This is a genomic window from Nitrospira sp. Nam74, assembly GCF_965152615.1.
Genome location: NZ_OZ224220.1, coordinates 1314311 through 1340792, shown reverse-complemented (window position 1 = coordinate 1340792; position 26482 = coordinate 1314311). Strand labels below are relative to the sequence as shown.

23 protein-coding genes, 1 other RNA gene and 1 pseudogene are annotated in these 26482 nt (G+C 55.0%); 2 read left to right on the top strand and 23 right to left on the bottom strand.

Translation table 11 applies throughout. The annotated features are described in order from the left end of the window. Positions 1–72: 72 nt before the first annotated feature. The 9 genes from topA to ACWHYZ_RS06455 form a co-directional block, all read right to left on the bottom strand. The gene (topA, locus tag ACWHYZ_RS06495) at positions 73–2403 is read right to left on the bottom strand and encodes a type I DNA topoisomerase (RefSeq protein WP_447986466.1); all 2331 of its coding nucleotides are present in this window, start codon (positions 2401–2403) and stop codon (positions 73–75) included. 64 nt (positions 2404–2467) lie between these two features. Next, positions 2468–3592 (bottom strand): DNA-processing protein DprA, encoded by a 1125-nt coding sequence (gene dprA / locus ACWHYZ_RS06490; RefSeq protein WP_447986465.1) that lies wholly within the window; start codon positions 3590–3592, stop codon positions 2468–2470. A gap of 81 nt (positions 3593–3673) precedes the next feature. Further along, positions 3674–5182, bottom strand: coding sequence for an Rne/Rng family ribonuclease (locus ACWHYZ_RS06485; RefSeq protein ID WP_447986464.1), 1509 nt, complete (start codon positions 5180–5182; stop codon positions 3674–3676). A 189-nt stretch (positions 5183–5371) separates the two neighbouring features. Continuing rightward, positions 5372–6481, bottom strand: coding sequence for a rod shape-determining protein RodA (rodA, locus tag ACWHYZ_RS06480; RefSeq protein WP_447986463.1), 1110 nt, complete (start codon positions 6479–6481; stop codon positions 5372–5374). 8 nt (positions 6482–6489) lie between these two features. After that, positions 6490–8367, bottom strand: coding sequence for a penicillin-binding protein 2 (gene mrdA, locus ACWHYZ_RS06475; RefSeq protein ID WP_447986462.1), 1878 nt, complete (start codon positions 8365–8367; stop codon positions 6490–6492). 12 nt (positions 8368–8379) lie between these two features. Beyond that, positions 8380–8895, bottom strand: a complete 516-nt coding sequence (locus ACWHYZ_RS06470; RefSeq protein WP_447986461.1) for a hypothetical protein — start codon at positions 8893–8895, stop codon at positions 8380–8382. A 3-nt stretch (positions 8896–8898) separates the two neighbouring features. Further along, positions 8899–9747: a rod shape-determining protein MreC gene (mreC, locus tag ACWHYZ_RS06465; RefSeq protein WP_447986460.1), complete on the bottom strand. Its 849-nt coding sequence runs from the start codon at positions 9745–9747 to the stop codon at positions 8899–8901. A 29-nt stretch (positions 9748–9776) separates the two neighbouring features. After that, positions 9777–10826 (bottom strand): rod shape-determining protein, encoded by a 1050-nt coding sequence (locus ACWHYZ_RS06460; protein WP_447986459.1) that lies wholly within the window; start codon positions 10824–10826, stop codon positions 9777–9779. A gap of 59 nt (positions 10827–10885) precedes the next feature. Beyond that, the gene (locus ACWHYZ_RS06455) at positions 10886–11359 is read right to left on the bottom strand and encodes an RDD family protein (protein ID WP_447986458.1); all 474 of its coding nucleotides are present in this window, start codon (positions 11357–11359) and stop codon (positions 10886–10888) included. A gap of 157 nt (positions 11360–11516) precedes the next feature. Between ACWHYZ_RS06455 and ACWHYZ_RS06450 the strand changes: the two genes are divergently transcribed. Further along, positions 11517–12221: a SurA N-terminal domain-containing protein gene (locus ACWHYZ_RS06450; RefSeq protein ID WP_447986457.1), complete on the top strand. Its 705-nt coding sequence runs from the start codon at positions 11517–11519 to the stop codon at positions 12219–12221. Positions 12222–12296: 75 nt separating this feature from the next. On the opposite strand, the gene queA is transcribed toward ACWHYZ_RS06450, so the two are convergent. The 13 genes from queA to ilvB form a co-directional block, all read right to left on the bottom strand. Then, entirely contained in the window at positions 12297–13316 is a 1020-nt protein-coding gene (queA, locus tag ACWHYZ_RS06445; protein ID WP_447986456.1) for a tRNA preQ1(34) S-adenosylmethionine ribosyltransferase-isomerase QueA, read from the bottom strand. Between the two features lie 2 nt (positions 13317–13318). Then, positions 13319–14524, bottom strand: a complete 1206-nt coding sequence (locus tag ACWHYZ_RS06440; protein ID WP_447986455.1) for a SpoIID/LytB domain-containing protein — start codon at positions 14522–14524, stop codon at positions 13319–13321. A 4-nt stretch (positions 14525–14528) separates the two neighbouring features. Then, positions 14529–14783 (bottom strand): DUF2905 domain-containing protein, encoded by a 255-nt coding sequence (locus tag ACWHYZ_RS06435; RefSeq protein ID WP_447986454.1) that lies wholly within the window; start codon positions 14781–14783, stop codon positions 14529–14531. Positions 14784–14786: 3 nt separating this feature from the next. Further along, positions 14787–15800: an aspartate-semialdehyde dehydrogenase gene (locus tag ACWHYZ_RS06430; protein ID WP_447986453.1), complete on the bottom strand. Its 1014-nt coding sequence runs from the start codon at positions 15798–15800 to the stop codon at positions 14787–14789. Between the two features lie 63 nt (positions 15801–15863). After that, on the bottom strand, positions 15864–17072 hold the full coding sequence (locus ACWHYZ_RS06425; RefSeq protein WP_447986452.1) for an NHL repeat-containing protein: 1209 nt from the start codon (positions 17070–17072) through the stop codon (positions 15864–15866). 9 nt (positions 17073–17081) lie between these two features. Further along, the gene (leuB, locus tag ACWHYZ_RS06420; RefSeq protein WP_447986451.1) at positions 17082–18158 is read right to left on the bottom strand and encodes a 3-isopropylmalate dehydrogenase; all 1077 of its coding nucleotides are present in this window, start codon (positions 18156–18158) and stop codon (positions 17082–17084) included. 40 nt (positions 18159–18198) lie between these two features. Further along, positions 18199–18561, bottom strand: coding sequence for a cupin domain-containing protein (locus ACWHYZ_RS06415; RefSeq protein WP_447986450.1), 363 nt, complete (start codon positions 18559–18561; stop codon positions 18199–18201). A gap of 56 nt (positions 18562–18617) precedes the next feature. Continuing rightward, positions 18618–20159, bottom strand: a complete 1542-nt coding sequence (locus tag ACWHYZ_RS06410; protein WP_447986449.1) for a 2-isopropylmalate synthase — start codon at positions 20157–20159, stop codon at positions 18618–18620. A gap of 443 nt (positions 20160–20602) precedes the next feature. Beyond that, on the bottom strand, positions 20603–21412 hold the full coding sequence (pssA, locus tag ACWHYZ_RS06405) for a CDP-diacylglycerol--serine O-phosphatidyltransferase (protein ID WP_447986448.1): 810 nt from the start codon (positions 21410–21412) through the stop codon (positions 20603–20605). Beyond that, positions 21394–22074 carry a phosphatidylserine decarboxylase family protein gene (locus ACWHYZ_RS06400; protein WP_447986447.1) on the bottom strand — a complete coding sequence of 227 codons (681 nt, stop codon included), beginning with the start codon at positions 22072–22074 and terminating at the stop codon, positions 21394–21396. The genes pssA and ACWHYZ_RS06400 overlap by 19 nt, the downstream gene beginning before the upstream one ends. A 22-nt stretch (positions 22075–22096) precedes the next feature. Further along, on the bottom strand, positions 22097–23110 hold the full coding sequence (ilvC, locus tag ACWHYZ_RS06395; RefSeq protein WP_447986446.1) for a ketol-acid reductoisomerase: 1014 nt from the start codon (positions 23108–23110) through the stop codon (positions 22097–22099). A gap of 56 nt (positions 23111–23166) precedes the next feature. Beyond that, positions 23167–23685 (bottom strand): acetolactate synthase small subunit, encoded by a 519-nt coding sequence (ilvN, locus tag ACWHYZ_RS06390; RefSeq protein ID WP_447986445.1) that lies wholly within the window; start codon positions 23683–23685, stop codon positions 23167–23169. A 73-nt stretch (positions 23686–23758) separates the two neighbouring features. Next, positions 23759–25534, bottom strand: coding sequence for a biosynthetic-type acetolactate synthase large subunit (ilvB, locus tag ACWHYZ_RS06385; RefSeq protein ID WP_447986444.1), 1776 nt, complete (start codon positions 25532–25534; stop codon positions 23759–23761). Positions 25535–25715: 181 nt separating this feature from the next. On the opposite strand from ilvB, the pseudogene ACWHYZ_RS06380 reads away from it, so the two are divergent. Next, positions 25716–25934 (top strand): annotated as a pseudogene (locus ACWHYZ_RS06380) (glutaredoxin family protein); the annotation flags it as partial. Positions 25935–25955: 21 nt separating this feature from the next. Here ACWHYZ_RS06380 and rnpB read toward each other — a convergent pair. Next, positions 25956–26373, bottom strand: an RNA gene (gene rnpB / locus ACWHYZ_RS06375) — RNase P RNA component class A. Positions 26374–26482 lie beyond the last annotated feature (109 nt).

The following is a 26482-nucleotide window of genomic DNA, read 5'->3' as shown; positions in this document are numbered from 1 at the left end:
AAAACGCGCTGCGGCGTCATGCAATGAGGGTTGAAATGAGGTTAGATGCGGGTGACGAACAGAACAAAAAACTTAGCCGGCATCCTTATACCCGCACTCCTCGTTGCGGCACTGGACACTCGTCCCCGCTTGCTTGCTGTATTTTTCGACGAGAAACGGCGCTTGGCAACTGGGGCAGGGCTTGTTCACCGGACGATCCCAAATCGCAAATTCGCACTTGGGATAGTTACTGCATGCATAGAACGTCCGTCCCTTCTTCGTGCGCTTCTGGGCAAGATCTCCTCCGTCCTGCGGGCATTTGACACCGAGAGGAATCGGCTTGGTCGTCTTGCATTCTGGGTAGGCTGAACAGGCGAGAAACTTTCCAAAACGGCCGGTCTTGACGAGCAGGGGTGAACTGCACTTCTCGCACTTCTCATCCGTGGTAATGTCCTGCTTGGCAACGATCTTGATCGTGCCGTCCTCCAGCTTCTCAAAATTCTGCGTGTTCTTGCACGGCGGTTTTTCTTTGTAGGCCGGACAGGCAAGAAACTTCCCATTTCGGCCCCATTTAATTTCCATCATCCGTCCACATTTTTCACAGGGAATGTCGGTCGGCGGTTCAACAATATCCTTGGGTCCGACGATGTCCTTCGCCTTGTCCATATCCTTGGTGAACGGCACGTAAAAGTCTCGAACGGCGCTGACCCATGGTTTATCCCCCTCTTCAACCTCATCCAGTTGCTGCTCCATTTGTGACGTGAAGTCGACGTTCAGGATGTCGGGGAAGCCTTTCACAACAAAGTCATTCACCGTTCGACCCGTCTCAGTCGGCGCGAACCGATTATCCACCTTCTCGACATATTTACGATCCTGGATCGTTGAGATGATCGCCGCATAGGTTGATGGCCGACCAATCCCCTTTTCTTCAAGTTCGCGGATCAATAAGGCTTCATTGTAGCGAGGAGGGGGCTGGGTGAAATGCTGTTTCGAGAGGAGGCCCGGCACCGTATGACCTTCCTGGGCCACAAGGCGCAACCGCTCGCCTTCAGTCAGCATCGGCAACTGCCGGTCGTCCTCGTCCTCCGACTCCTGCTGACCGGCTCGCGCCGAATCGGTTGCCTCCACATCGGTCCCCTCTCGATACACGATGGTGTGACCGGGAAATTTGACCACCGTTCCGTTCGCTCGAAACACGTAGGTCTCCACAGTTCCTTGCGGAACGCATTCTACACGTGTCATTTCCATAATTGCAGGCGTCATCTGAGAGGCCATAAAGCGGTTCCAGATGAGCTTATACAGCTGGTAGACATCCCGCTCCAAGAACTGTTTGACTGACTCCGGATCGCGATGTGCCGACGTCGGCCGGATCGCTTCATGGGCTTCTTGTGCCGCCTTCTGTGTTTTATAGACGTTCGGCGTCGCAGGGAGATAGTCTGCGCCAAACCGTTCGCGAATCAATTGCCTCGCTTCTTCGGCCGCTTCATTTGAAATGCGAGGAGAATCCGTACGCATATAGGTGATCAGGCCGACAGGTCCTTCACTGCCGATCTCGATCCCTTCATACAACTGCTGAGCCAGGGTCATCGTTTTCTTCGACGTGAACCGCAATTTACGGGCGGCTTCCTGTTGAAGCCGGCTCGTGATGAAAGGCGCCACGGGATTGCGTTTTTTTTCCTTTCGCTCAACCGACTGTACGAGGAATTCTTTACCCTGGACCGCTTCGACAATGCGTTCAGCCTCTTGCCCATTCGATATGACGGCATCCTGACCATTGATGCTGTTCAGTTTTGCGGCAAAGGGCGGTGGGTTATTCCCGGCTAAGGTGGCTGTGATGGACCAATATTCTTCGGCGCGGAAAACTTCTCGCTCACGTTCCCGGTCACAGATCAGCTTCACAGCCACCGATTGCACCCGACCCATGCTCAGACCGCGTCTCACCTTCTTCCATAAGAGTTGGCTGCCTTGATAGCCGACAATGCGGTCCAGCACGCGACGCGCTTGTTGCGCGTTCACGAGATTCATATCGATGTGCCCCGGTGCCTGCAGCGCTCGCTTGATTGCCGCTTCGGTGATCTCATTGAATCGGACGCGAAATACCTTCTGATCTTTTTTCTTCGTCTTGCCATTGATTTCTTCGGCAATGTGCCAGGCGATCGCTTCGCCTTCCCGGTCGGGGTCTGGCGCAAGGAACACCTTATCGACGTCTTTTGCCTTCTTCTTGATATCGGACAGCACTTGCGACTTTCCCTTGATCGTCACGTACTGAGGAGCGAAGTCGTGTTCGAGATCCACGCCTAGCTTGCTGGTGGGCAAGTCCTTGACATGACCCACCGAGGCCATGACTGTGTAACCGCGACCGAGATATTTCGTGATGGTCCGTGCTTTCGCCGGCGACTCGACAATGATCAGTGATTTCGCCATTCAAGCTCCCGTATGGCACGGCCTGGTCCACTTTCGCGGCAGGCCAACCCTCTTTCAGGGTACATTATAACCGAACATAGGAATGGCCCGGTAATTGGCGCAATAACCCCTTTAATTCCAGCCCCAGCAGGAGACTGGACACTTCGGCTGCCGGCAGTCCGCATTGCTCAATGAGATCATCAATGTGTATGCCCTCCCAAGTCAAGCACCGATAGACGCGATGTTCGAGTTCATCCGGCTCGGGACGAGCGGCAGGCGGCGCCATGGACGAGCTCAGATGGGCCACAAAGCTACTCTCGAGCTGCGGGAAAAGTTCCGGGAGAATATCCTCGACGCTTTCCACCAATTTTGCGCCTTCCTTGATTAATGCGTTCGGACCACGGCTGGTGTCGCTCTTGACGAAGCCAGGAACGGCGAACACCTCCCGCCCTTGCTCCGCGGCTAACCGTGCGGTGATGAGCGAGCCGCTCTCGAGGGCCGCCTCCGTCACGATGACGCCCAAACACATCCCGCTGATAATGCGATTCCGTCGAGGAAAATGATAACCATGAGGGTAGGACCCGAGGGGCAGTTCCGCAATGATGGCTCCGGTTGATTCGATCTGTTTGCGGAGCGCCTGATGTTCCGGCGGATATGTCCGGTCCAATCCGCATCCTAACACCGCCACGGTCCGTCCCTTGGCAACCAGCGCGCCTCGATGGGCGGCGGCATCCACTCCTCGAGCCAAGCCGCTGACAATCGTAAATCCCAATGACGCCAGCTCTCGGCTTAATTGCTCGGTGAAGACGCGACCCGCCGCCGTTGCTTTCCTGGACCCGACGATAGCGATCGCAGGCTGATCGGCCAGTGATAATACCCCGCTCATATACAGCACAGGCGGCGGATCATGGATCGTCTTTAGACGAGAAGGATATTCGGGGTCCGATAGCGTGACGATGGATATCCCGAGGATCGCTAATGATTTAAGTTCTTCCTCGACGGCACGCTTCGCGTCATCACCGGGGCCCTGGCAAATCGCTTGAGCGAGCGACGGCTTAACGTGCCCCGCGGTCGACAATTCTTCCCGCGAGGCTCGTAAGATCGCATCCGGAGAGCCGAAAGCCTGAACCAAACGCAAATAGGTGGCATCACCAAGGCCCCGTATGGCGCGAAGCAACAACCAGGATTCCACTTGATCAGCGTTGTGCATGGATGTCTTCAGTCGTCTGCCGCAGGCCTGCAGCCCTGACTCCGTGCCTCCTATTGGGTGCTGCGACTCGGCCCCCGAGCTTTAAATCACGATGAGGTCGTACTGTTCGAGGTGCAAGGAAGGATCAGCCTTGACGATTATCTTAGTCTTATACTCTCGTTCCAGGTCTTCAACCCCTTGATGTTCATCATCCAACAGCAACCCCGCGACGGCCGGGTGCGCGCCGACGACGACCGTGCGGTCAAGCGCTTCGCTGCCGAGCCGACGGATGTCTCGAAACACATCGTAAACAATGGTCGTGGGTGATTTTGTATAGCCGTGTCCCTCACAATAATGGCACGGCTCCGACAATGTCCGCATGAGATCTTCCCGGACGCGTTCTCGCGAAAGCTCGATCAATCCCAAATCCGAAATTCGTGAAATTCTGATCTTTGCCTTGTCACTGGCCATGGCATCTACAAACGCCTGATATACCTTCTCTCGGTTTTTCTCCCGCTCCATATCGATAAAATCAATAATGATGATGCCGCCGATCCCGCGTAATTTAATCTGATACGCAATTTCCTTCGCCGCCTCGAGATTATTCTTCAGGATCGTCTCTTCCTGGTCTTTTTTTCCGACAAACCGGCCCGTATTCACATCGATAACGGTCATGGCTTCCGTATGGTCAATGACGATATGGCCACCCGACTTTAACCAAACCTTTCGATTGATCGCCCTGGAGATCTCCATTTCAATCCCCAAGTGATCAAACAGGCTCTCTTCCTTATCGTAATAATGGACACGCGAGGCTTGCTCCGGCAGGAAGCGCCGGACAAAATCCTTAATCGCTTCATATTCTTCCCGAGAGTCCACCCAGAGTCGCTCCACTTTGGTCGTAAACAGGTCCCTCACGACACGAAACGCTAGACTCAGATCCGTGTGAAGCAGATTGGGAGCCGCCAACTGATCCCGCTTCTTCATTACTTCCTGCCATAGCACGGTGAGAAACTCGACATCCGAACGAAGTTCCTCTTCCTTGACTCCTTCGCTGACCGTACGGACGATATATCCATGACCGGGGTGCCGGATCCGCTTCATAATTTCTTTCAAGCGCGCTCGTTCTTCATCCTTGGGAATGCGCCGGGAGATACCGATGTGCTCGACGTTGGGCATGAAGACCAGATAGCGTCCCGGCAAGGAGACATAGGTCGTCACGCGAGGCCCTTTCGTACCGATGGGCCCTTTGGAAATCTGGACCATCAGCTCTTGGCCTTCTTGCAACAGGGCCTCGATTGGTTTGCTGACTTGACGTCGAGGCCGCGGCATATCCTGGCCCTTGTCGTCATCGTCGGTATCGACCAACGTTTCCCCCGGCTCCGTATCGACAGCCAGATCGGAGACATGCATGAAGGCCGCCTTATCCATCCCGATATCGATGAAGGTTGCCTGCATGCCGGGCAAGACCTTCATCACTTTTCCTTTATAGATGTTGCCGACGAAATCCTTGTGTTTCGCGCGATCAACATACACCTCCGTCACCTGATTATTATCCAGGACCGCCACTCGCGTTTCTTCGCGGGTAACATTGATCGCAATATCTCTCCCCATGTCCGTCCTCCGCAATCTGGGATCCGGACTAAACGGTACAACACCGGCCGGTGAGGGACATTGCCCATCACGCTTTATGGTCGGCATTCCACCTAGGACCCGAGCAGATCGCTTTAAAAGTGAAAAGCCTCTACACTCTGAAATGCTCGCGGCCGTGCGCGCCCTAAAACAGGGGGCTCGCGGCCGCCATTAATAGAACAAGGCCAGGCGACGTCGCTTCACGTTCAACAGTAACCCCAGCGCCGCCAACGTCATCACCGTCGCGCTCCCGCCATAACTCATCAGGGGCAGCGGTATGCCGACAATCGGAACAATTCCGGCCGTCATGCCGATGTTCACCACGGCACAGAAGGCTATCATCGCGGTCACCCCTGCCGCCAAGAGTGCGCCCAGTACGTCTTTCGCTTTTAAGGCGATATCGACCGACAGGACGATCAAGGCGATAAATAGACCGAGTAGCACCACCACTCCAAGAAATCCCCACTCTTCGGCGTAGACGGAAAACACAAAGTCGGTATGGCCCTCTGGGAGGAACTTCAATTGGCTCTGCGTGCCGCCATACAGTCCTTTGCCGGTGAGTTCTCCCGCACCAATGGCAATGCGCGATTGAAGGGCATGGTAGCCTTTGCCGCCCGTATCATAATCCGGATTTACAAACGTCATAATACGCTCGCGCTGATAGTCATGAAGTCCTCCCCAGACCATTTCCCAGGCAAATGGGAACAGCATGAGCGAAAAGAGAAACAAGATGCCGACAGCTTTAGAACGAATGCCCACTACCAACAACATCGCTCCGTAGACCGCCAAAAAGCTGAGCCCGCTCCCTAAATCCGGCTGCTTAATGATGAGGAACAACCCGGGCATCATGATGAGGCTGGGCAGGACGACTCGTTGCAGCCATCCTTCTCTGGAACTCTTTGCATAATAACTGGCGAGCACCAAAATTAATACGAGTTTGGCAAACTCGGAGGGTTGGAAAGCGAAGGGACCAATGGGAATCCATCGTTGTGCCCCTCGGCTGGTCTTGCCGGTCACTAAGACCACGGCCAATAGGATGAGCACAAGCGCATAGAGTGGATAGGCTAATCTGGCAATCGTATGATAATCAATGGTCAACATAATGAGAAATGCGCCGGCGCCGGCCACGATCCAAATGATCTGCTTGACGTACAGAGGCAGGCCGTTGGCCGGTTGGGAATAGGTGGCACTATAGATCGACAGGACACCGAGGGAAAGAATAGCCACGATCACTGCGAGGAATCGCCATTCAAAGTGATCCGGCTTTCGATTGTCCATCATGCGGTCCATCATGAGGTGCCTTTCCGGGCTCCACCCCTCGCGGAGTCCGAGGCGGGAGGCTCAGGGTCAGCCACGATGGGATCGAGCGGCCGCAATTTGACAAATTCTTCGATTAATTGTTTAGCCAAGGGCGCCGCCGCTGACCCGCCATGGCCCATATGCTCCACCAGAACCGCCACAGCAATGCGGGGCGATTCGACGGGAGCATACGAGACGAACCAGGCGTGATCGCGAAACCTTTTGGGAATGTCTTCCTGTGGGCCGGTTCGCAACGCCGCCGTTTGCGCGGTGCCGGTTTTTCCAGCAATCGACACCAAGGTCGACTTCGCTTTCGCCGCCGTTCCCTCCGTGACCACACCGGCCAGGCCTTCCTGAATCAATTCCAATGTTCTGCGATCGACCGTCAGCCGTCCCTGCAGATCCGCGACGATATCCTCCATGTGCCCGGTTTCCCGACGCATGATCGTGCGGACCAACCGGGGCTTATACGCCAGGCCATTGTTGGCTACGACCCCGACCAATCGAGCCATCTGCAACGGCGTCACCGTGACATACCCTTGGCCAATGGCGGCGGAGATGGTTTCCCCAGGAAACCATTGCTCGTGTCGAACTCGCTGCTTCCAGGCTGTCGAAGGCATAATCCCCGCTCGCTCTGAAGGGAGTTCGATGCCGGTCTCCTTTCCCAACCCAAATTGCCCGGCATACGCGGCGATGGTATCGATCCCCATTCGGTTTCCCACCGTGTAAAAGTACACATCGCACGAATGAATGATGGCATGCTTCAGATCAATCATCCCGTGGCCCCCGGCCTTCCAATCGCGAAACACTCGTTTGCCGAATTGATAGCCGCCTACACACCGAATTTGGGTCGACGGCTGCACCGTATCCGTTTCTAACGCGGCGGCCGCCATGACTATTTTAAAGGTCGATCCCGGGGGATATTGTCCTTGCGTCGCACGATTGGTCAATGGATGCCGTTCATCTTGAACCACCTCTTCCCATTGCTTCCCGGTCAGCTCACGAGACAGCATATTCGGATCGAACCCAGGACGGCTTGCCATTGCCAAGACTTCGCCGGTTGTGGGATCCAGTGCCACAATGGCGCCGGACTCCTCACCCAAGAGATTTTCAGCAAGCTTCTGCAGACGAATATCGATCGTCATATAGAGGTCATCGCCCGACTGAGGTTTTTCAACCATGACGGTTCGCTTCACATTACCCGTCGCATCCACTTCAATGACTTTTTGTCCTGGCCGACCCCTCAGTGATCGATCATACGTGCGTTCAAGGCCATACTGTCCGACAATACTGCCCTGATGCAGATCGGAAGAGTCTTCACGCTCCAACTGATCTGGCGATACTTCGCCGACATAGCCGGTCATATGGCCGGCAGCCAGTCCGGCAGGATAGTTGCGCTGCAACTCCGCCTGGATCATCACGCCTGGAAAATCCAATCGGTGCGATTCAATGAGCGCGGCCTCTCGCAACGTCAAACCGTCCTTCACTTTCCTCGGCAAAAGTTTACTTCCGCGCGCGGACAGTTTCTTGCGCACCATCTCTTCATCCAACCCGATGAGCGTGATGAGACCCTGGATCAATTGCTCGCGATCCTTGACATCTTCCAGCGTGACATACAGCGTAAAGCTTGGCACGTTATTCGCCAGAAGTTCCCCATGGCGGTCATAGATGAGCCCGCGAGCCGGTTCAATGAGCACGGTCCGCGTGCGGTTGTTGTCCGACAGGTTTCGATAATAGCCGCCCTCGTAAATTTGCAGATGCCAGAAGCGGGCACCCAGCAAGAGCAGGAACAACAGGAGGAGCGCGCGGAGGATGGAGAGCCTACGCTGAACCTCACGAAGCTCGCTGTGAAGATCGAATTCAGACATGCATCGTCGCCGTTATCGCCCGAAGAAGACCATTTCGTTTCCGAATTCCGACTCTCTTCTACGCCGACCCGGCATCACCCAATAGATCAGCGCGCCGAGTACGGCATCAAACACCGCTTGCGGGAGGGCGACCGATTGGATGATCTGCGAAACGCCGGTCAAATCGTCTCCGACCCGAATCCACACGGCTACGGTGGACCCCGCCAGCAGGGACAGCACAAAGAGGAATGCACAGACCGTGACAGGGGTCGCATTGGCGAGATGGCGCCCCAACAACCCGGCCAGAATACCAACCATACCCTTTGTTACGAGATTGACCCAGAGGGAGCCGGCCGAGAATAGGTCCTGAACACATCCCAGGAGGATACCGATCAGTAAACCTTCTATTTCCCCACTCAAAAACCCGATGAGAAAGGCCGCGATCAACGTGAGGTCTGGGCGAATCCCGGCGACACTGGCGTAATGTAATACGGTCGCCTGAAATGGCACCAGACTCAGGATGAGGCTACAGTAGAGGATCTGTTTCACGGCTCACCGATCCTTGGCATTCACCTCAGCGTCCAACGAACGCGGCACAGTAATCACGAGGACTTCTTCGAGCTTTGAGAGATCGGCTTCCGGAAGGATCTCTGCTGATTGAAACAGTTCACCTTCCTCCTTTTCAATCGACAGGACGGAACCAATCACAATACCGCGTGGAAAACCTCCGGTCAGACCTGATGTGATCACCGTATCGCCTACGCGTATACCGGCCAGCAAGGGAAGATATTTAATACGAGCGTGACCATGTGAGGTTCCTTCTACAATCCCTTCATCTCGGCTCCGCTGGATAATGCCCGTGATGGCGTTATGCGGGTCCGTGACGAGCAATACCATGGAAGAAAAGGGACCGGTCTTCACGACACGGCCTACGACTCCGGCCGGCGTCATGACACCCATTTCCGGCCGAATCCCATCCCGGTCGCCTTTATTGAGAATGACCCCACTGTACCAGTTCGTGGAGTCTCGACCGATTACGCGCGCGGCGACAGTTTGTGGCACAAATTGCTCCTTGAATTCCAGCAGTGCCGCCAACCGCTGACCTGCAACGGCAGATTCTCGAAGATCGGCGTTCTGCTTTTGAAGCAACTCGAGGTCTCGGCGTAGCTGACGGTTGTCTTCGTGGACATGGCGCAAGGCCACGTAGTCTTCCCATGCCCCGATCACGGTCTGCTCGAAGCCGGTCAACAGCTCGACCGGAAAAAAGATGACGGCTGAAAGCGGCTGGCCGAACGCCTGCAGTACCGCTCGGGTCTGTTTGGGAAGCAGGAAGATAACCGACAGCAGCAACGTCAGCAGCAGCAGAATTAATCGCGTGGTCCCCGACAGTGCGCGCAGCATCCTCTATGACCCTGTGGGGAGGGAGAGACTCAACGGGAGGTTCCGCATTGCGACATGACAGACACCTTGCGAAGCAGATCCAATTCGTCAAGGATTTTCCCCACGCCCAGGACGACCGACGTAAGGGGGTCATCAACGGTGATGATAGGAAGATTTGTTTCCTCTCGAAAGCGCGTGTCCATTCCTTTCAAAAGGGATCCTCCGCCTGTCAGCACAATCCCGCGATCGATGATATCACCGGCCAATTCAGGGGGGGTATTCTCCAACGCCACCTTGATGGCATTCACGATCGTTCCTATCGGTTCCTGGAGCGCTTCCCGGATTTCCGCGTCGTCGATCACCAACGTGCGCGGGATTCCCGAAATCAAGTCGCGCCCCTTGATCATCATCGTTTTTTTCTCTTCAAATGGGTAGGCGGACCCGATTTCCACCTTCACCCGCTCGGCCATATGTTCGCCGATGAGCAAATTGTACTTCTTCTTGACGTAATTCATGATCGCATCGTCCATACGATCACCCGCGACCTTGACCGATTCGCTGTAGACAATGCCCCCCAATGAAATCACTGCAATGTCCGTCGTACCGCCACCGACGTCAACCACCATATTCCCTGACGGTTCCGTGATGGGAAGACCAGCCCCGATCGCAGCGGCCACCGGTTCTTCGATTAAATACACTTCGCGAGCCCCGGCTAATTCAGCCGAGTCTCGGACAGCGCGTTGTTCCACTTGCGTGATTCGTGACGGCACGCCGATGATAATGCGAGGCCTCACGAATGTGCTGCGGTTGTGGGCCTTATTGATGAAATACTTCAACATCTTCTCGGCCATTTCGAAATCGGCTATCACGCCCTCTTTCATAGGGCGGACCGCAGAAATGTTGCCCGGGGTTCGCCCGAGCATCTTCTTCGCTTCGGATCCGACCGCCAGTACTTTCTCCGTTTTCTTTTCCACGGCGACGACTGAAGGCTCGTTTAGCACAATGCCTTTGCCATGGACATAGACCAACGTGGTAGCCGTTCCCAAATCGATCGCGAGATCGTTGGAGAACCAGCCTAAAATGTCACCGGCGAATCCCACTCTGTCCCCCTTCCTCAGGCTCCATCGGATGGTATGGGTTCGTATCCACTACCCGATGATTATTCCCGAACATCTAATTGCCCACTCTGCAAGACTTGCGTATGCGCCATTTCATCGCCGACGCGGAGCCCTTGCTCGTTGCCGATAATCAATAAGGCTTCCAATGCCGTAATGGCCCCAGCCAGGATCCATCCAATATAAGGGACAGAGAACAAGAGATAAGCTGATCCCAGAGGCAGATTGCGAATGATGGATTCCTTGAAACCGGCAACATCCTGGGTTCGGACGTTGACCGTTTGTAGGCCGGTCAAACGCTTTCCAATGCTACGCCCGTCCGAAAAGCCGTCGGAAATCAGTACGTAGGCTAACCCAGCCAGCCAGCCAGCCGGTGAGAGCAGCTTTCCCGCCGCCATGACAAGAATGGCATCAACGAATTTGGCAATAAACCTATTTAAGATATCGGCTTTTGGGTAAATACCCCTTGTCAGACGACTACCCCACCCATCCCGTGGCCAATCTGCATCACTAACCATCAATAAGTGAAGGAGTATAACAAAAAGACCCCTATAGCACAAACGATGCATCGGCTTTCAATGGAGAATCAAATGGCTGCCAGACTTTCCTTCCTCTTGCCTTTAGTCCTGAGCGACGGTAAAATTTTGTTCCTTATGTGCTTGGAAAGGACACTTTATGATTAAGCTGATGCGCGAAGGCGCACACAAGTATCCCTGGTTGTTGAAATCGATGATGGGGGTGTTGGCCATTGCATTTATCGTCGGCATGGGCTGGTGGGGATTCACGGATAGCCAGACCGACGGGATCGCCTCGGTCGGTGACCTTTCAGTCAGCCGTGACGAATATCGACGCGCCTATGAAAATACCTACCGGTATTACAAAGACAACGTACAAGGCGACTTCAAAGAAGAGACGTTGAAACAATTCGTGCTCGACGGCCTGATTCAGAGTAAACTTTGGACCCTCGCGGCGCAAGATTTGGGAGTGACGGTGTCGCCAGCGGAATTGCGCGACGATATTCTGCGCCGGCCGGATTTTCAAAAGAATGGGCAGTTCGATCCCGATCTTTACCGCCGACTTCTCGCGGCCAATCGATTGACCCCATCGCTCTTCGAGTCCTTGCACACCACGGAGCTTCTCAGGGAAAAGGCCAGAATGATCGTCCGGGATTCCGTTGCGCTGACCCCCGCCGAGATTACCGAAGCTCAAACGTTAATGGCACGTCAGTCGCAAACCGAATCATCCGGTCAGGCTGCGCAGACAGCCAATGAGCGGCTGCTGCAAGATTTCTTATTTCAGAAGCAGCAGCGTGCCTTGATGGCGTACCAAGAGGCGCTGAAGGCCAAAGTGCCCATCCAAATTCACAAGGAAATGCTTTAAGCAGTTGAAGGTCATACCGTCTAAAGGTGGAAGGTTCCGGCCACGATTGGATGATGTGTTGACCTTGGACGGTTTCTACAGAATCAGCATGGCATCGCCATAACTGTAGAACCGATATCGCGCTTGAATCGCATCGGCATATGCCGCTCTGAGTCTCTCTACCCCCGCAAACGCAGCAACCAGCATCAGCAGCGTCGTGCGCGGCAGATGAAAATTGGTCAGCATGGCATCTACCATGCGAAACCGATATCCCGGGGTAATATAGAGTGTCGCCTCACCGTTATAGGGAGCGATCGCGCCTTTCTCATCGCTTGCCGTCTCCAACGTTCTCACGACCGTCGTGCCGACCGCCACGATTCGTCCGCCTTCGGCTTTCGTGCGCATGATTTTCTCGGCTGTTTCTGACGAGACGTCCATGCGCTCAGGCAGCATTTCATGATCTTCGATGCGACTCGCCTTGACCGGACGAAACGTCGCCAATCCGACGTGCAGAGTGACTGTCGCGACGCCTATGCCGCGAGCACCGAGATTGGCGATTAATCCCTCGGTAAAGTGCAACCCCGCCGTCGGAGCGGCGATGGACCCCTCTTGCCTCGCAAAACACGTCTGATACCATTTCAGGTCCGCTGGCTCGGGTGCGCGTTTGATGTAGGGCGGGAGCGGCATATGTCCCATGGCCTCAAACAGCGCACGGATCGGCTTCGATGTCTTCATACCCACTCTGATTTTCGACGGACCTGTTTCCAGCACCGTGCAATGCGTATCCGCGTCCAATTCGATCACTTGACCGACCTTTCCTCCGCCCTTCATCAAGACTTCCCAGGTATGATCACCCAGATCTTTCACAAAGATCATGTCAACTTTTCCTCCACCCGGCCGTTTGCGACCGCACAGGCGGACGGGAAGCACTTTCGTATCATTGATCACCAGCAGATCTCCCGGCTTAAGCAGCCCAGGAAGATCGTCGACACGATGGTGCGCGCGTCCTCCGCTCTGCCGAGACACGGCTAAAAGACGCGCTTGATCACGAGGTTCCACTGGACGATCAGCGACTAAGGCCGGATCGAACGGAAAGTCAAATTCAGAGAGCAGCATGATTAATTGGACAAATGAAGTGAAGCCGCCTGTTGCAACTCTGTTCCTGGAAAGTAATAGCGGAGAATAGCATCATAGGGATAGCCTTGATCGGCGAGCTCCTTTGCCCCCCATTGGCAAAGGCCGACGGCGTGCCCGGAGCCACGGCCAGCAAAGACTACCATGCGCCCCAGCGCCTCGATCTCGAACTGCGTGCTTGGAATGACACTGTATCCGACCGCCTTTCGAAAATCTTGGCCGCGGAGAACCACTTCTCCATCCGAATGCAAGATCCGAATTTTATCGACGCGGCCGGCCCGGCTGTAGAGGAAAGGCGTGACAGTGGCAATCGTGCCCACCGGAATACCCTGCTTTCTAAGGGATTGCTCCAGCGACTGGAGCGGCAACTCAATGCGCCATTGATAGTACGGCGAGTTCTCATCGAAGGGGCACTCCACCCCCTTGAGATACGGCAAGTCTTTGGACCACACATTCATAGCATCTTCGGTGGGTCCCGCCGCCGTCGACGAAAAGGCCGCCAGAATAGGGGCATTTTGATACGTAATGACGATCCCACGGGTCGATTCGACGGCATGCTGAACCCGTTCATCCACGCCTTGTCGGCCTCGATAGACCTGGTCCTGAGTGCTGGCAACTACATCGAACTCGCGCGCTGCATTCGATACGCGTTGATACAGCGCATAAGTTCGCGTGGCGACGGCCTGGACCTTGAGCGCCTCCGGATGCCAACCGGCGCTCATTTCCGACGGCACCACTCCTTTCACATACTCTTCCATGTGTAGGTCGTTGATGACCACCAATGCACCGTCCCGGACCATAATGTGAAGCGATCCCCCGACACGAAACGACTGGGGTGACTCAACAGGCGCGTACTTCCTTACACCACTGGAGTCCCGCGCCTGAGTTGGCCTTATGTGAGCCGTAATCACTGCAGACACGTCTCCTCCGCGAGCATGAAACACGGCGGAGGAGGACTGAAACCGCCTCCCGTTCACCACTAGGTGGCCGGCCGCCATCGACACCGTGACCGGACGAGTCGCCGAGCGTCTCTCGCCGTTAGCAAACGTGACAATCAGCCCTTGGTCACCCTGGACCGTCACCTTTTTCACCTGCTGGTCCAAGAGCACGCGGATGGATTCAGAGCCCAGTGCGATGTCCGTGACACACCACATCAGTATGGCCAGCATCAGACGGGAGAGACATTTCATAGACTTATCGTCTGAAAAAGAAAGATATGAGATACAGCACGGCACTGAGCACGATGCTGATCAGAATACTTGTCGCAAGCGGGAAGTAGAATGTGACGTGGTCGCGCTTGATGAGAAAATCGCCGGGTAGTTTGCCGAGCCATCCGAATGCCGACCCCGTGCCAAATAGTTTGTCCAGAAGCGTGATGAGACCACCGACCACCAGCAGCGCAACTCCCAAGACAATTAGGAGTTTGCCGATCCCACCGAGCTCAGACACGGATTACCTCACGAGCAGTTCGGCGATCTGCACGGCATTCGTCGCGGCTCCCTTTCTAAGATTGTCTGCGACCACCCACAGGTTCAATCCATTGGGAATCGATTCGTCTTCACGAATTCGTCCGACGTAAACCTCATCCTTTCCAGCGACATCGAGCGGCATGGGGTAGATCTTATGCTCTGGATCATCATACAGCATGACGCCTGGAGCGGTTGAAAGAAGCGCTCGCGCCTCATTGGCCGTGATTTTGTGTTCAGTTTCGATATTAATGGATTCGGAATGACCGACATACACGGGAACGCGCACGGTCGTCGCGGTCACTTGGATCGAGGCATCTCCCATGATCTTTCTCGTCTCGTTGACCATCTTCATCTCTTCCTTCGTATAGCCCGACGACAAAAAATCATCGATATGCGGGAGACAATTGAACGCGATTTGGTATGGATACACTTTGGGTTCCGCAGAACGGAAGCTTAAGAGATCCCGACATTCGTCCATGAGTTCATCCATGGCTTCCTTGCCCGTGCCGGAAACTGCCTGAAACGTCGTCACGACGATACGCTTGATCCGAACCTGGTCGTGCAAGGGCTTGAGCGCCACCACCATCTGGATAGTCGAACAATTCGGGTTGGCGATAATGTTGTGATGCTGTTCGGCAGCATGCGGGTTGACTTCCGGCACGACAAGCGGCACCTCCTTGTCCATTCGCCATGCCGAACTGTTGTCGATGACTACCGCTCCCGCCTTCGCAGCGATGGGGCCGTATTCCCGACTCACGTCCGCGCCAGCTGAAAATAAGGCGATATCAATCCCGACGAACGAATCTTTGGTCAGCTCTTCAATAGTGACATCCCGGCCCTGGAATAAGACCGTGCCGCCTGCGGACCGTGCCGAGGCAAGAGGAAAGAGCATTTCAACCGGAAATTTTCGCTCCTCCAGAACTTCAATCATTTCGGCGCCGACTGCTCCCGTCGCGCCCACGACCGCCACACGGTACGCAGTTTTGTTCTTCAACATCCTTGACTCCGCGAATGCCACATCAAATATACGGCAAGTGTATGGTGTAATTGGAGATCGGGGTTAGGCCATAATCATACGAATGCGATGATTGAACGTATCGGCGATATAGATATTGCCCTGATGATCCACCGCAACTCCAAAAGGATAGTTCAAGCTGCTGTCGAGCGGTAGGCCGCCATCTCCGTTATATCCCGCGCTTCCGGTCCCAGCCACCCGGGTAATGATCTTTTTGAGCCGATGCCATCGCCGGATCAAATGACTGTCGGAATCGGTCACCAAGAGATGTCCATCCGTTTCAAGTGCAATGCCGTACGGGCGTGAGAGACTGGTCGAAAACTCATGCGGATTGCCTTGATACCGATATTCGGACCCGTCCCCCGCCACAGTCGAGATGACGCCGGTGTCTACATCGACCTTCCGAATCCTTCCGTTAAAGGTATCCGCAATGTAGAGTGTACCATCGACGCCGACCGCCAGACCACTCGGGCCCGAGAGGGCCGCCTCGTGACCAGGCATGCCATCGCCGGAGTAAGCTGCCTCTCCCGTTCCAGCAACAGTCGTGATAATCCCGGTGGCGAGATCCAGTCTACGCACCCGATGATTGCTTTGATCGGCAATGTACAGACGACCGTTTCGATCCAAGGCCAGCGCGGTTGGCTCATTGAGGGCCGCCGAGACAGCCGGCCCGCCATCGCCTAACCATCGCTTCTGGCCGGTGCCTGCGATGGTCGTGATGACCCCACTGTTCGCATCGACCTTTCGAATGCGATGGTTCATCGTGTCGGCGATGTAGACATGCCCGTGCTCATCAACGGCAACGGCACCCGGAAAATTCAGCTGCGCCTCCACGGCAGGTCCACCATCACCACTAAACCGTTTCGCGCCTGGTTGGGTCCCGGTCACAAACCGGACTGTTCCACTGACGTCTCTTGACTGAGTAAATCGGGACGTTACCTCTTGACTCGGCCCCCCCAAGGGATCGTCCTGATCCATCGGCAGCGGATCGTCCTGCACACCGCCGCTGACGTCTCGAGGCACAGGCTCCATCGAACGACCTGCGATCGTGATGATGACACCGGTATGGAGATCGACCCGTCTGATGACATGATTTTCTGAATCGGCGATAAAGAGATGGCCTCCTCGACCGATCGCGATATTCTTCGGCTCATTCACGCTCGCTGCGACGGCCGGTCCGCCATCACCCGAATGAGCGGGCTCGCCATTTCCCGCAACGGTGCTGATAGTTCCCGGCTTTGTCGACACTAACATAGGGGTTGCCTAATTCTGACGCAGATTCTTCAGGATCGCCTCGCCCATTTCTATCGTCCCAACCACCTGACATCCGGGGCTCTGGATGTCTTTTGTCCGATAGCCTTGTTCCAAGGCGTGGAGAATGGCCTGCTCAATCGACTGGGCTTCCTTTTCGAGTTGAAAGCTATAGCTCAACATCATGGCGGCCGACGCAATGGTAGCGATGGGATTCGCGATGTTTTTGCCCGCAATGTCGGGCGCGCTGCCATGGATCGGCTCATACATCCCCACGCGTGAACCGATACTGGCCGATGGCAACATCCCGATGGACCCCGTCAGCATAGCGGCTTCATCGCTTAAAATATCTCCAAACATGTTCGTCGTCACAATGACATCGAATTGTTTTGGGTTGCGCACGAGCTGCATCGCGCAGTTATCGACATACATATGGCTCAATTCAACGTCGGGATAGTCCTTATGCACCTCAATGACCACACGCCTCCATAACTCGGAAGACTCCAACACGTTCGCCTTGTCGATGGAGGCAACCTTGCGCTTGCGCTTGCGTGCCGCGTCGAAGGCGACGGTGGCAATGCGGCGGATTTCCTCCGTCGTGTAGACTTCCGTATTAATGCCGCGTTCGCCGGTCGGGGTCTTTTCAATGCCTTTCGGTTTCCCGAAATAAATCCCCCCTATCAATTCCCGCACCACGAGCAGGTCAATTCCTTCGATTACTTCACGCTTCAGCGTTGAAGCATCGGCGAGCATGGAATAGAGCTTGGCAGGGCGAAGATTGGCAAACAAGCCCAGTTCTTCCCGAAGACCCAGCAGCGCCCGCTCCGGCCTGAGACTGTACTCCAAGCCTTCCCATTTCGGACCGCCGACCGCCCCCAATAGCACGGCATCGCTTTCTTTGGCAAGTGATAGCGTGGCTTGTGGCAGAGGCACACCGACCTTGTCGATCGCATGTCCGCCGACGTCCCCAGCCGGAAATTCAAATGCATGACCGAAGCGTTGACCAATGGCCTTCAACACCTTGACCGCCTCCGGAACAATCTCACGGCCAACGCCATCGCCGGCTAAGACAGCAATCTTTGCTTTCAACTCAAATCTCCTTTTTGCGTTGACGGTTACTGGTCACTCGTTACTCCATGATGTGCTCATCTTCAGCCTTCCATGCCGGATCGACCAGACACAGGAACTCCAGTTTGGAACTGCCGGTATTCTGCACCCACTGTTCGGCGCCGGGCGGTACATACACGACCATGCCCGATTCGATGTGCGACGAGTGACCATCGATGTGAAACACTCCACGACCCGCCAAGAAGTAGTACACCTCGGAGGAAGACAATCGATGCCGTTTGGAATCGGCACCGGGCGCTAAATGTCCATGCGCCAAGCTATAGCCGACCTTCACCGACGCGCTATCGGGATGCAGCAGTTCACGTAAATGCGTGTGGTCGCCCGCGAGAAATTCCTTGCACTCGTTGAGCCTTCTGACAATCACGGTCCTGCTCGCTCTTTCGCAAAGGAATGAACTCTACAGCGGCGTCATCCTCCAAATCAAGCCGACGTTTCCGGATAGATTCGGTTTTTAGATGCCCAGTAGGCCAGCTTGTTGAGTCCATTCAGATAGGCTTCCGCAGAGGCGACGATAATATCCGTGTCCGCGCCATGGCCGGTCACCGTCTTGCCATTCTCCTCCAACCTGACCGCGACTTCGCCCTGAGCGTCCGTTCCTCCCGTGATGGCTTTGACGGAATACGACAACAGTCGACTTTTTGTGTGTGTCATAGCCGCGATCGTACGATAGGCTGCGTCGACCGGACCGTCCCCCGTTCCGGTGTGCTTGCTTGTACGACCTGCAATCTCCAGCTCGACGACGGCCGTCGGAATCTTTCCTGTCCCGCTTTCGACCATGAGCGATGTGAGCCTGAATTGTTGCTCCACCTTTGCAATCTCTTCGGACACAATCACTTCGAGGTCTTCCTCGTAGATTTCCCTCTTTTGATCGGCCAGCCGCTTGAACCGCTCGAACGCATGATTGAGCTCGGCCTCGCTCAACGTATATCCCAGTTCTTCCAGCCGTTGCCGGAAGGCATGCCGGCCGGACAATTTGCCCATCACCATCTTGCTCTGAACCAACCCAATTGAGTCGGGACGCATGATCTCATAGGTGCTTTTCTCCTTAAGCAGCCCGTCTTGATGAATACCCGACGTATGAGCGAAGGCGTTGGCGCCGACGATTGCCTTGTTGGGCTGGACGACCATGCCGGTAATCTTGCTCACGAGCCGACTGGTTTTTGAGATTTCCTCCGTGACAATCGCGGTATCCGCCCCATAGGAATCCTTGCGCGTCCGCAACGCCATCACAATTTCCTCAAGGGAGGCATTTCCGGCTCGTTCACCGATTCCATTGATGGTGCATTCGACCTGACCGGCTCCCTCCCCTACGGCGGATAGGGCATTCGCAACCGCTAAGCCAAGATCATTATGGCAATGGACCGATATCACGGCCTGCTCTATGTTTTTCGTGCGCTCCCGGATCGTCCGTATCAGACCTCCGAATTCGAGAGGAGTCGCGTACCCGACGGTATCCGGAATGTTGACCGTTCCCGCGCCGGCGTCGATGACAGCCTCTATGACTTCACACAAGTAGCTCGGATCCGATCGGCTCGCATCCATGGGTGAAAACTCTACATCAACGACAAAGCCACGCGCGAGTTGCACCATGTCGACCGCCCGCTTCAACGCTTCTTCGCGGGTCATGCGAAATTGATGTTTGAGGTGGATATCCGAGGTCGAGAGAAACGTATGGATGCGGGCCTTCGGAGCCCCCTGCAAGGCGTCCCAGGCACGATTGATATCTTCCGGTCTGGCCCGCGCCAGACTGCAAATCGTCGGACCTTCGACTTCGCCGGCGACTCGCTTCACCGCCTCAAAATCACCCGGCGAGCTATACGCAAATCCCGCCTCGATGATGTCCACGTTCAGCCGCGCAAGCTGTTTGGCGATCATGATTTTTTCTTCCACGTTCATGCTCGCACCAGGCGACTGTTCCCCATCCCTCAACGTGGTATCGAAGATCCGAATCATGCGTGTCATGGCTCTTCCTCCTGCTGTGAATCGCACGGAACTCGAGGAGGCTCAAAAAACCCGTCCAGCAAGGCCGCAGGGGAGAAACAACCGGGAGCGTACCCTCTGAGGTACGTTGAGGATTGTTTCGAGCCGAGAACGAAGCTGGCGGTATTTTTCAGCCTCCTCATAAACAAAAAAGCCTTCGCCCTTGGCCAGGGACGAAGGCTTCTCGCACTCCGTGGTACCACCCCGATTCAGTGATCGGTTCCATTGACATGCAAAACTCGATCACCCTTCATTGCAACCCTTCACGTGGGTCAGACGGGACTCATTACTGAATGCACTTCACGAGTCCGGCTCAGAGGCGAGTTCGGTGCTCGACGGGCTGGTTTGCACCATGTCCATTTTGTAAATGGACCACCAGCTCTCTTGATTCCGTCGTGGCTACCTACTATTCCTCTTCATCGCCCTTACGAGTCTTTCGAATGCAAAACCGGTTGTTCTCCGGGTCCGCGCTTGCCGAACGTCTTCGCAAGCCAGGTCACTCCTTTTTCGATCATTCCTGAAACGGCATAGCCGGCAAAGACTACAAATAACATCACTTGCGGCCAGGCAATCACCAACATGAGTACCAAGACTGCCCATACCAGATAGTTAAAGTGATGCCCGTCACTGAATTTCAAATCCTTAAAACTCCGGTATTTCACGGTGCTGACCATCAAAAACGCGAGCGTGAGCGTCATGATAAGAATCAGCAGCGGCTTGACTTCGGCGCCCATGCGAACAATGTGGTGATCGAACACCACGACGGTCGCAATGACGCTGGCAGCGGCCGGGATAGGCAAGCCGGTAAAGTACTTACTTTCGGACGTGCCTGACATCACGTTGTACCGAGCCAATCGCAACGCGCCACACGCCACAAATGCAAACATCACGGCGGACCCTATCATGCCATGCGCGCTGAGAGCCCAGGAATAGATCAGCAAGCCCGGGGCCACGCCAAAAGAGACCATATCGGCCAACGAATCGTATTCGACTCCAAATTGACTCGTCGTATTGGTCCAGCGAGCAGACTTTCCGTCGAGCATGTCAAACACCACCGCCACCAAAATTGCAATCGCCGCGGCCATGTAGTTGGCGTTAAACACGGCAAGAATGGAAAAGAGACCGCTGAACAGATTGCCCGTCGTCAGCAGATTTGGGATCAGATACACGCCCCGTTTTCGCTTTCCATCATTTTTCATAAAGGCCTTCGTCCGTTTCATGATCGTTCCGCGCATGAAGCCTCCCCGACCGGCAGCAGCGCGAGCAGGTCTTTACCGCCTCTGACCCGATCGCCAATCGCGACATGCAGCGAGCTGCCTTTTGGAAGAAACAGATCAACCCGTGAACCGAAGCGAATCAGTCCGAACCGTTCGCCACACACGACCTTCTCGCCGGGAGAGGCCCAGCAAACAATACGACGAGCAATCAAGCCGGCGACCTGGACGCACAGGACTTTCGCTCCGTTCACACTGCGGATCATCAGCGCATTCTGTTCGTTACTCAGCGTGGCGGCCGGTTGATTGGCGGCAACAAATCGCCCCGGCTGGTAGAGGATATCGACAACCGTGCCATCACAGGGAATACGATTGACATGGACATCAAAGATGTTGAGAAAAATGCTGATGCGTGTGGCCTGCGCTTTGAGAAACCGGGGCTCATAGTCTTCTTCAATGGCGATAATTTTTCCATCGCCGGGCGCGACAACCGCTCCTTCCGTACATGGGCTGTCACGGCGAGGATTTCGAAAAAACCAACCGGTAAAAAGAGTCGCGCTACCCAGGAAGAGGGCAGGTATTCCCCAGCCGAGCGCGCCCGTCAATATCGTCGCACCGCCGAGTGTTGCAATGAATGGCACGCCCTCACGGACGATTGGAATGCCGACTGCTCGATCCGCCATGGTTGCCTATGGATGCCCGGCGTTAATTCTTACTCCGGTCGACCAACTTGCCTTTCTTGAGCCATGGCATCATGGCGCGTAGGCGACCGCCGACATCTTCAATCGGATGCGCCTCGCCCTTTGCCAATAACGCATTATACACCGGGCGATTCGCTTGGTTTTCCAGGACCCATTCCTTCGCAAAGCGGCCGCTCTGAATCTCGTCCAAAATTTTCTTCATTTCCTTCTTCGTCTCATCGGTCACGATCCGCGGACCGCGGGTCACATCGCCATACTTTGCCGTGGTGCTGATAGAGTACCGCATATTCGCGATGCCGCCCTCATAGATCAGGTCGACAATCAATTTCACTTCATGCAGGCACTCAAAATAGGCCATTTCCGGAGAGTATCCGGCCTCGATCAGTGTCTCGAATCCGGCCTGAATCAATGAGGTCAGCCCGCCGCACAGCACGGCCTGCTCCCCGAAGAGATCCGTCTCGGTTTCTTCTCGAAATGACGTTTCAATGACGCCGGCCCGTCCGCCACCAATCGCGCTCGCGTAGGCCAACCCGACCTGACGCGTATTGCCGCTGGGATCCTGATGAATCGCAAGCAGCGCGGGGACACCGCTTCCTTTTGTATATTCCGAGCGAACCAAATGACCCGGCCCTTTCGGCGCCACCATGAACACGTTCGTCGTGGCAGCAGGCACAATCTGGCCGAAATGGATATTGAATCCGTGCCCAAATGCCAAATAGGCCCCCTTCTTGAGATTCGGAGCAATATCAGTCCGATAGATTGCGGCCTGAGCTTCATCCGGGGCTAAGATCATGACCACATCGGCGCCCTTCACCGCATCGGCCGTCGGCATGACTTTGAGACCACTTTGCTCGGCCTTCCGCCACGACGCTCCCTCTCTCAGGCCAACGACGACATCGGCGCCGCTTTCTTTCAAGTTCAGCGCATGCGCATGGCCTTGGCTGCCGAAGCCGATGATCGCGACCTTCTTCTTCCGAATCTCATCCAGATTGGCATCAGCGTCGTAATAAATTTTCATGACCACTCCTGAAGCGTAAAAGATTGGCAGATCGTTCACAAGACGGAACTGGAAGGCTACTCTTTGGCAACCCGTTTTGGCTGCGCGAGGGCAGGCCGAATAGACTCACGTGCGATCGCTACGCGGCCCGTCCTGATCAACTCTTTAATGCCAAGCGGTTGAAGCAGATTGATCATCGCGTCGACTTTTTTAATATCCCCGGTGACTTCAATCGTATACGTGTTCGGAGTCGAATCAATGACGTTGGCACGAAAGATATCGGTGATCCGCAAGGCTTCCGCTCGATCTTCAGCCTTCGTGTGGACTTTAATGAGCGCCGTCTCACGTTCCACGAATTCCGTTTCATTCAGATCGACCACTTTGATGACATCGATCAATTTGTTCAATTGCTTAACGATCTGCTCGATGATCCGATCATCACCGGAGGTGACGATGGTCATCATCGACATGGTGGGATCGAGCGTGGGCGCCACCGAGAGACTTTCAATATTAAATCCACGACCGCTAAAAAGACCGGCCACACGGGAAAGTACCCCGAACTTATTTTCAACGGTGACTGAGATGATATGTTCCATAGTCAGAATTGGCGATCGATGAGTGATGTGATGACCGACCCTTCAGCCGATCACCATGAATTGTTACTCTCCGCTAGGCCGTCACCACCGTATCTTTGTCCTCCGGCGTCACCTTGTCATTGGCGCCCATTTTTTTCTTGAGTTCAGGAGGATCGGCCAGAATCATTTCATGGTTGCAGCCGCCTGCAGGAATCATGGGATAACAGTTCTCGTATGGATACACCGGGATATCGACTATCACCGGGCCATCGATCGCAATCGCCTCCTTGATCACCGCATCAAGCTCGGAAACTTTTTGGGCGCGTAATCCCACCGCTCCATACGCCTCAGCAAGTTTGACAAAATCGGGCGTCGTACTCAGATCGCTCGAAGAATACCGACCCTCATAAAAGAGATCCTGCCACTGACGAACCATGCCGTGAAACCGATTATTGATGATGATCACTTTGACCGGAAGCTTATGCACAACCGCCGTCGCCATTTCCTGCATATTCATTTGCACGCTGCCGTCGCCCGCCACGCACAGCACTAGCTTATCCGGGAATGCGGCTTGGGCCCCCATGGCGGCGGGAAAGCCAAATCCCATCGTGCCCAATCCACCGGATGTCAGCCAGCGCCGGGGATTCGGAAGTTTGAAATATTGCGCTGACCACATCTGGTGTTGGCCGACATCCGTCGAGACGATCGGGTCGCGATCCTTCGTTAATTCATAGAGCCGCTTGATGGCATGTTGGGGCTTAATCGAACCCGTCGGATCCTGATTATAGGTGAGCGGATGAGCGCGCTGCCATTCATTGATCTGATCCCACCATGGCTTTCTCAGATCTTTTTGATCGCCATTCACCGTGGCTTTGAGCACTTGGATCAGCTCACGAAGCACGCGCTTGCAATCACCGACGATCGGAATATCGACATGAATGTTTTTCTTAATCGACGTGGGATCGATATCGATGTGAATGATTTTGGCATGTGGGCAAAACTCCGATACTTTGCCCGTTACGCGATCATCAAAACGCGCCCCCACCGCAATCACCAGATCGGAGTAATGCACCGCCATATTGGCCCAATAGGTGCCATGCATACCCATCATGCCCATGGAGAGCGGATGTTCGCCTGGGAAGGCACCCAAAGCCATCAAGGTCATATCGACGGGAATCTGGCACATCTCGGCCAACTGACGCACTTCCTCGGAAGCCCCTGAGAAAACAACGCCGCCACCAATATAGAGCACCGGCTTCTTCGCCTTGGCGATCGCTTCGGCGGCTTGTTTGATTTGCCATTTGTTCCCGTCGTACGTCGGATTGTACCCGCGAATGGAGACCGACCCCGGGTAGGTGAACTCGGCCTTATTCATCGAGACGTCCTTCGGAATGTCCACAAGCACGGGGCCTGGCCGACCCGTAGTCGCAATGTAGAAGGCTTCTTTGATGGTCACGGCCAGATCATTGACGTCCTTCACCAGGAAATTGTATTTCGTGCACGGTCGACTGAGACCGATATTATCCGCTTCTTGAAACGCATCGTTGCCGATCATGCTGGTGGAGACTTGACCGGAAAAACAGACGAGCGGCACCGAATCCATGTAGGCATCCACTAACGCGGTCACAACGTTGCTCATACCCGGGCCTGAGGTTACTAAAGCCACGCCTGGGCGGCCGGTCGCCTTCGCATACCCTTCAGCCATATGCCCGGCTCCCTGTTCGTGGCGAGTCAAAATGACATCAAGCCCCTTCTGCTGATGGAGAATGTCGAAAATTTTGAGGACAACTCCTCCCGGTAGCGCAAAGAGAGTTTTCACTCCTTCACGCTTGAGGCACTCCACAAAAATTTCTGCGCCGGTGAGTTTCATCGTGATGCCCTCTCTCGAAAGGGTCTGAAAAACAAAAGAAAGTTCGTCGATGCTAGCATTCTGTGCACAAAGAAGTCAATAACAATGCGCCTCCAATGGGCGCTCCTAAGGTCCACATGGACGAACCTTGCCTGCTCCACGCCTCTATGCTATTCAGAAACCATTCCATTCCGATCCGGCGATGATGATGGAAGTGACCATTCTGGCCAGAAACAATTGCCATTTGTGCCATGTGGCACTCCGAATCGCCCGTCATGTGCAAGTCGATATCCCGTTTACTCTTCGTTCCATTGATATCGCAGAGGATGCTCGACTCTTAGCTCTGTACGGTCATCGGATCCCTGTCGTCCTGATCGATCAGGACGAGCGATTGGCCGGAAAGATCACTGAGCGGGAACTGCGAGCAGCGCTGAGAAAAACGCGTTGGAGCAAATCGATAAGCCGGATTCTGTCCCGATTCGGATTTCATCCGAACCGAGGATGATCATTTCTCTGGAGCGCGAGTTACCTCGAGCTTCGTGCAGCCTACCCGAGGACCACGGTCGGGACAACCGTTGAGAAGTGGCACCGGTGCCCACTCCTCGTGTCCTCCTATTTGGCCTTGCTCCGGGTGACGCTTACCCTGCCGGTCATGTCGCCATGACCGCGGTGGGCTCTTACTCCACCATTTCACCCTTACCTGTGCCGCCGCGGAAAGCGTGCTCGTGGCGGTCATCGGCGGTGTATTTTCTGTGGCGCCGGTGTCGGATCACTCCGCCTGGGCGTTACCCAGCACCCTACCCTCTGGAGTCCGGACTTTCCTCCCGAACCTACGTTCAGGCGATCATCTGACCTCCTCCAACGCGCTCAATCACTATAACGTTTACGACAGTGACGTTCAAGGCCACTCGGATTGACCGCCCCCCGCCTGTTTGTTACAGTACGCCCCCCCTTTTAATGATGAAAAAT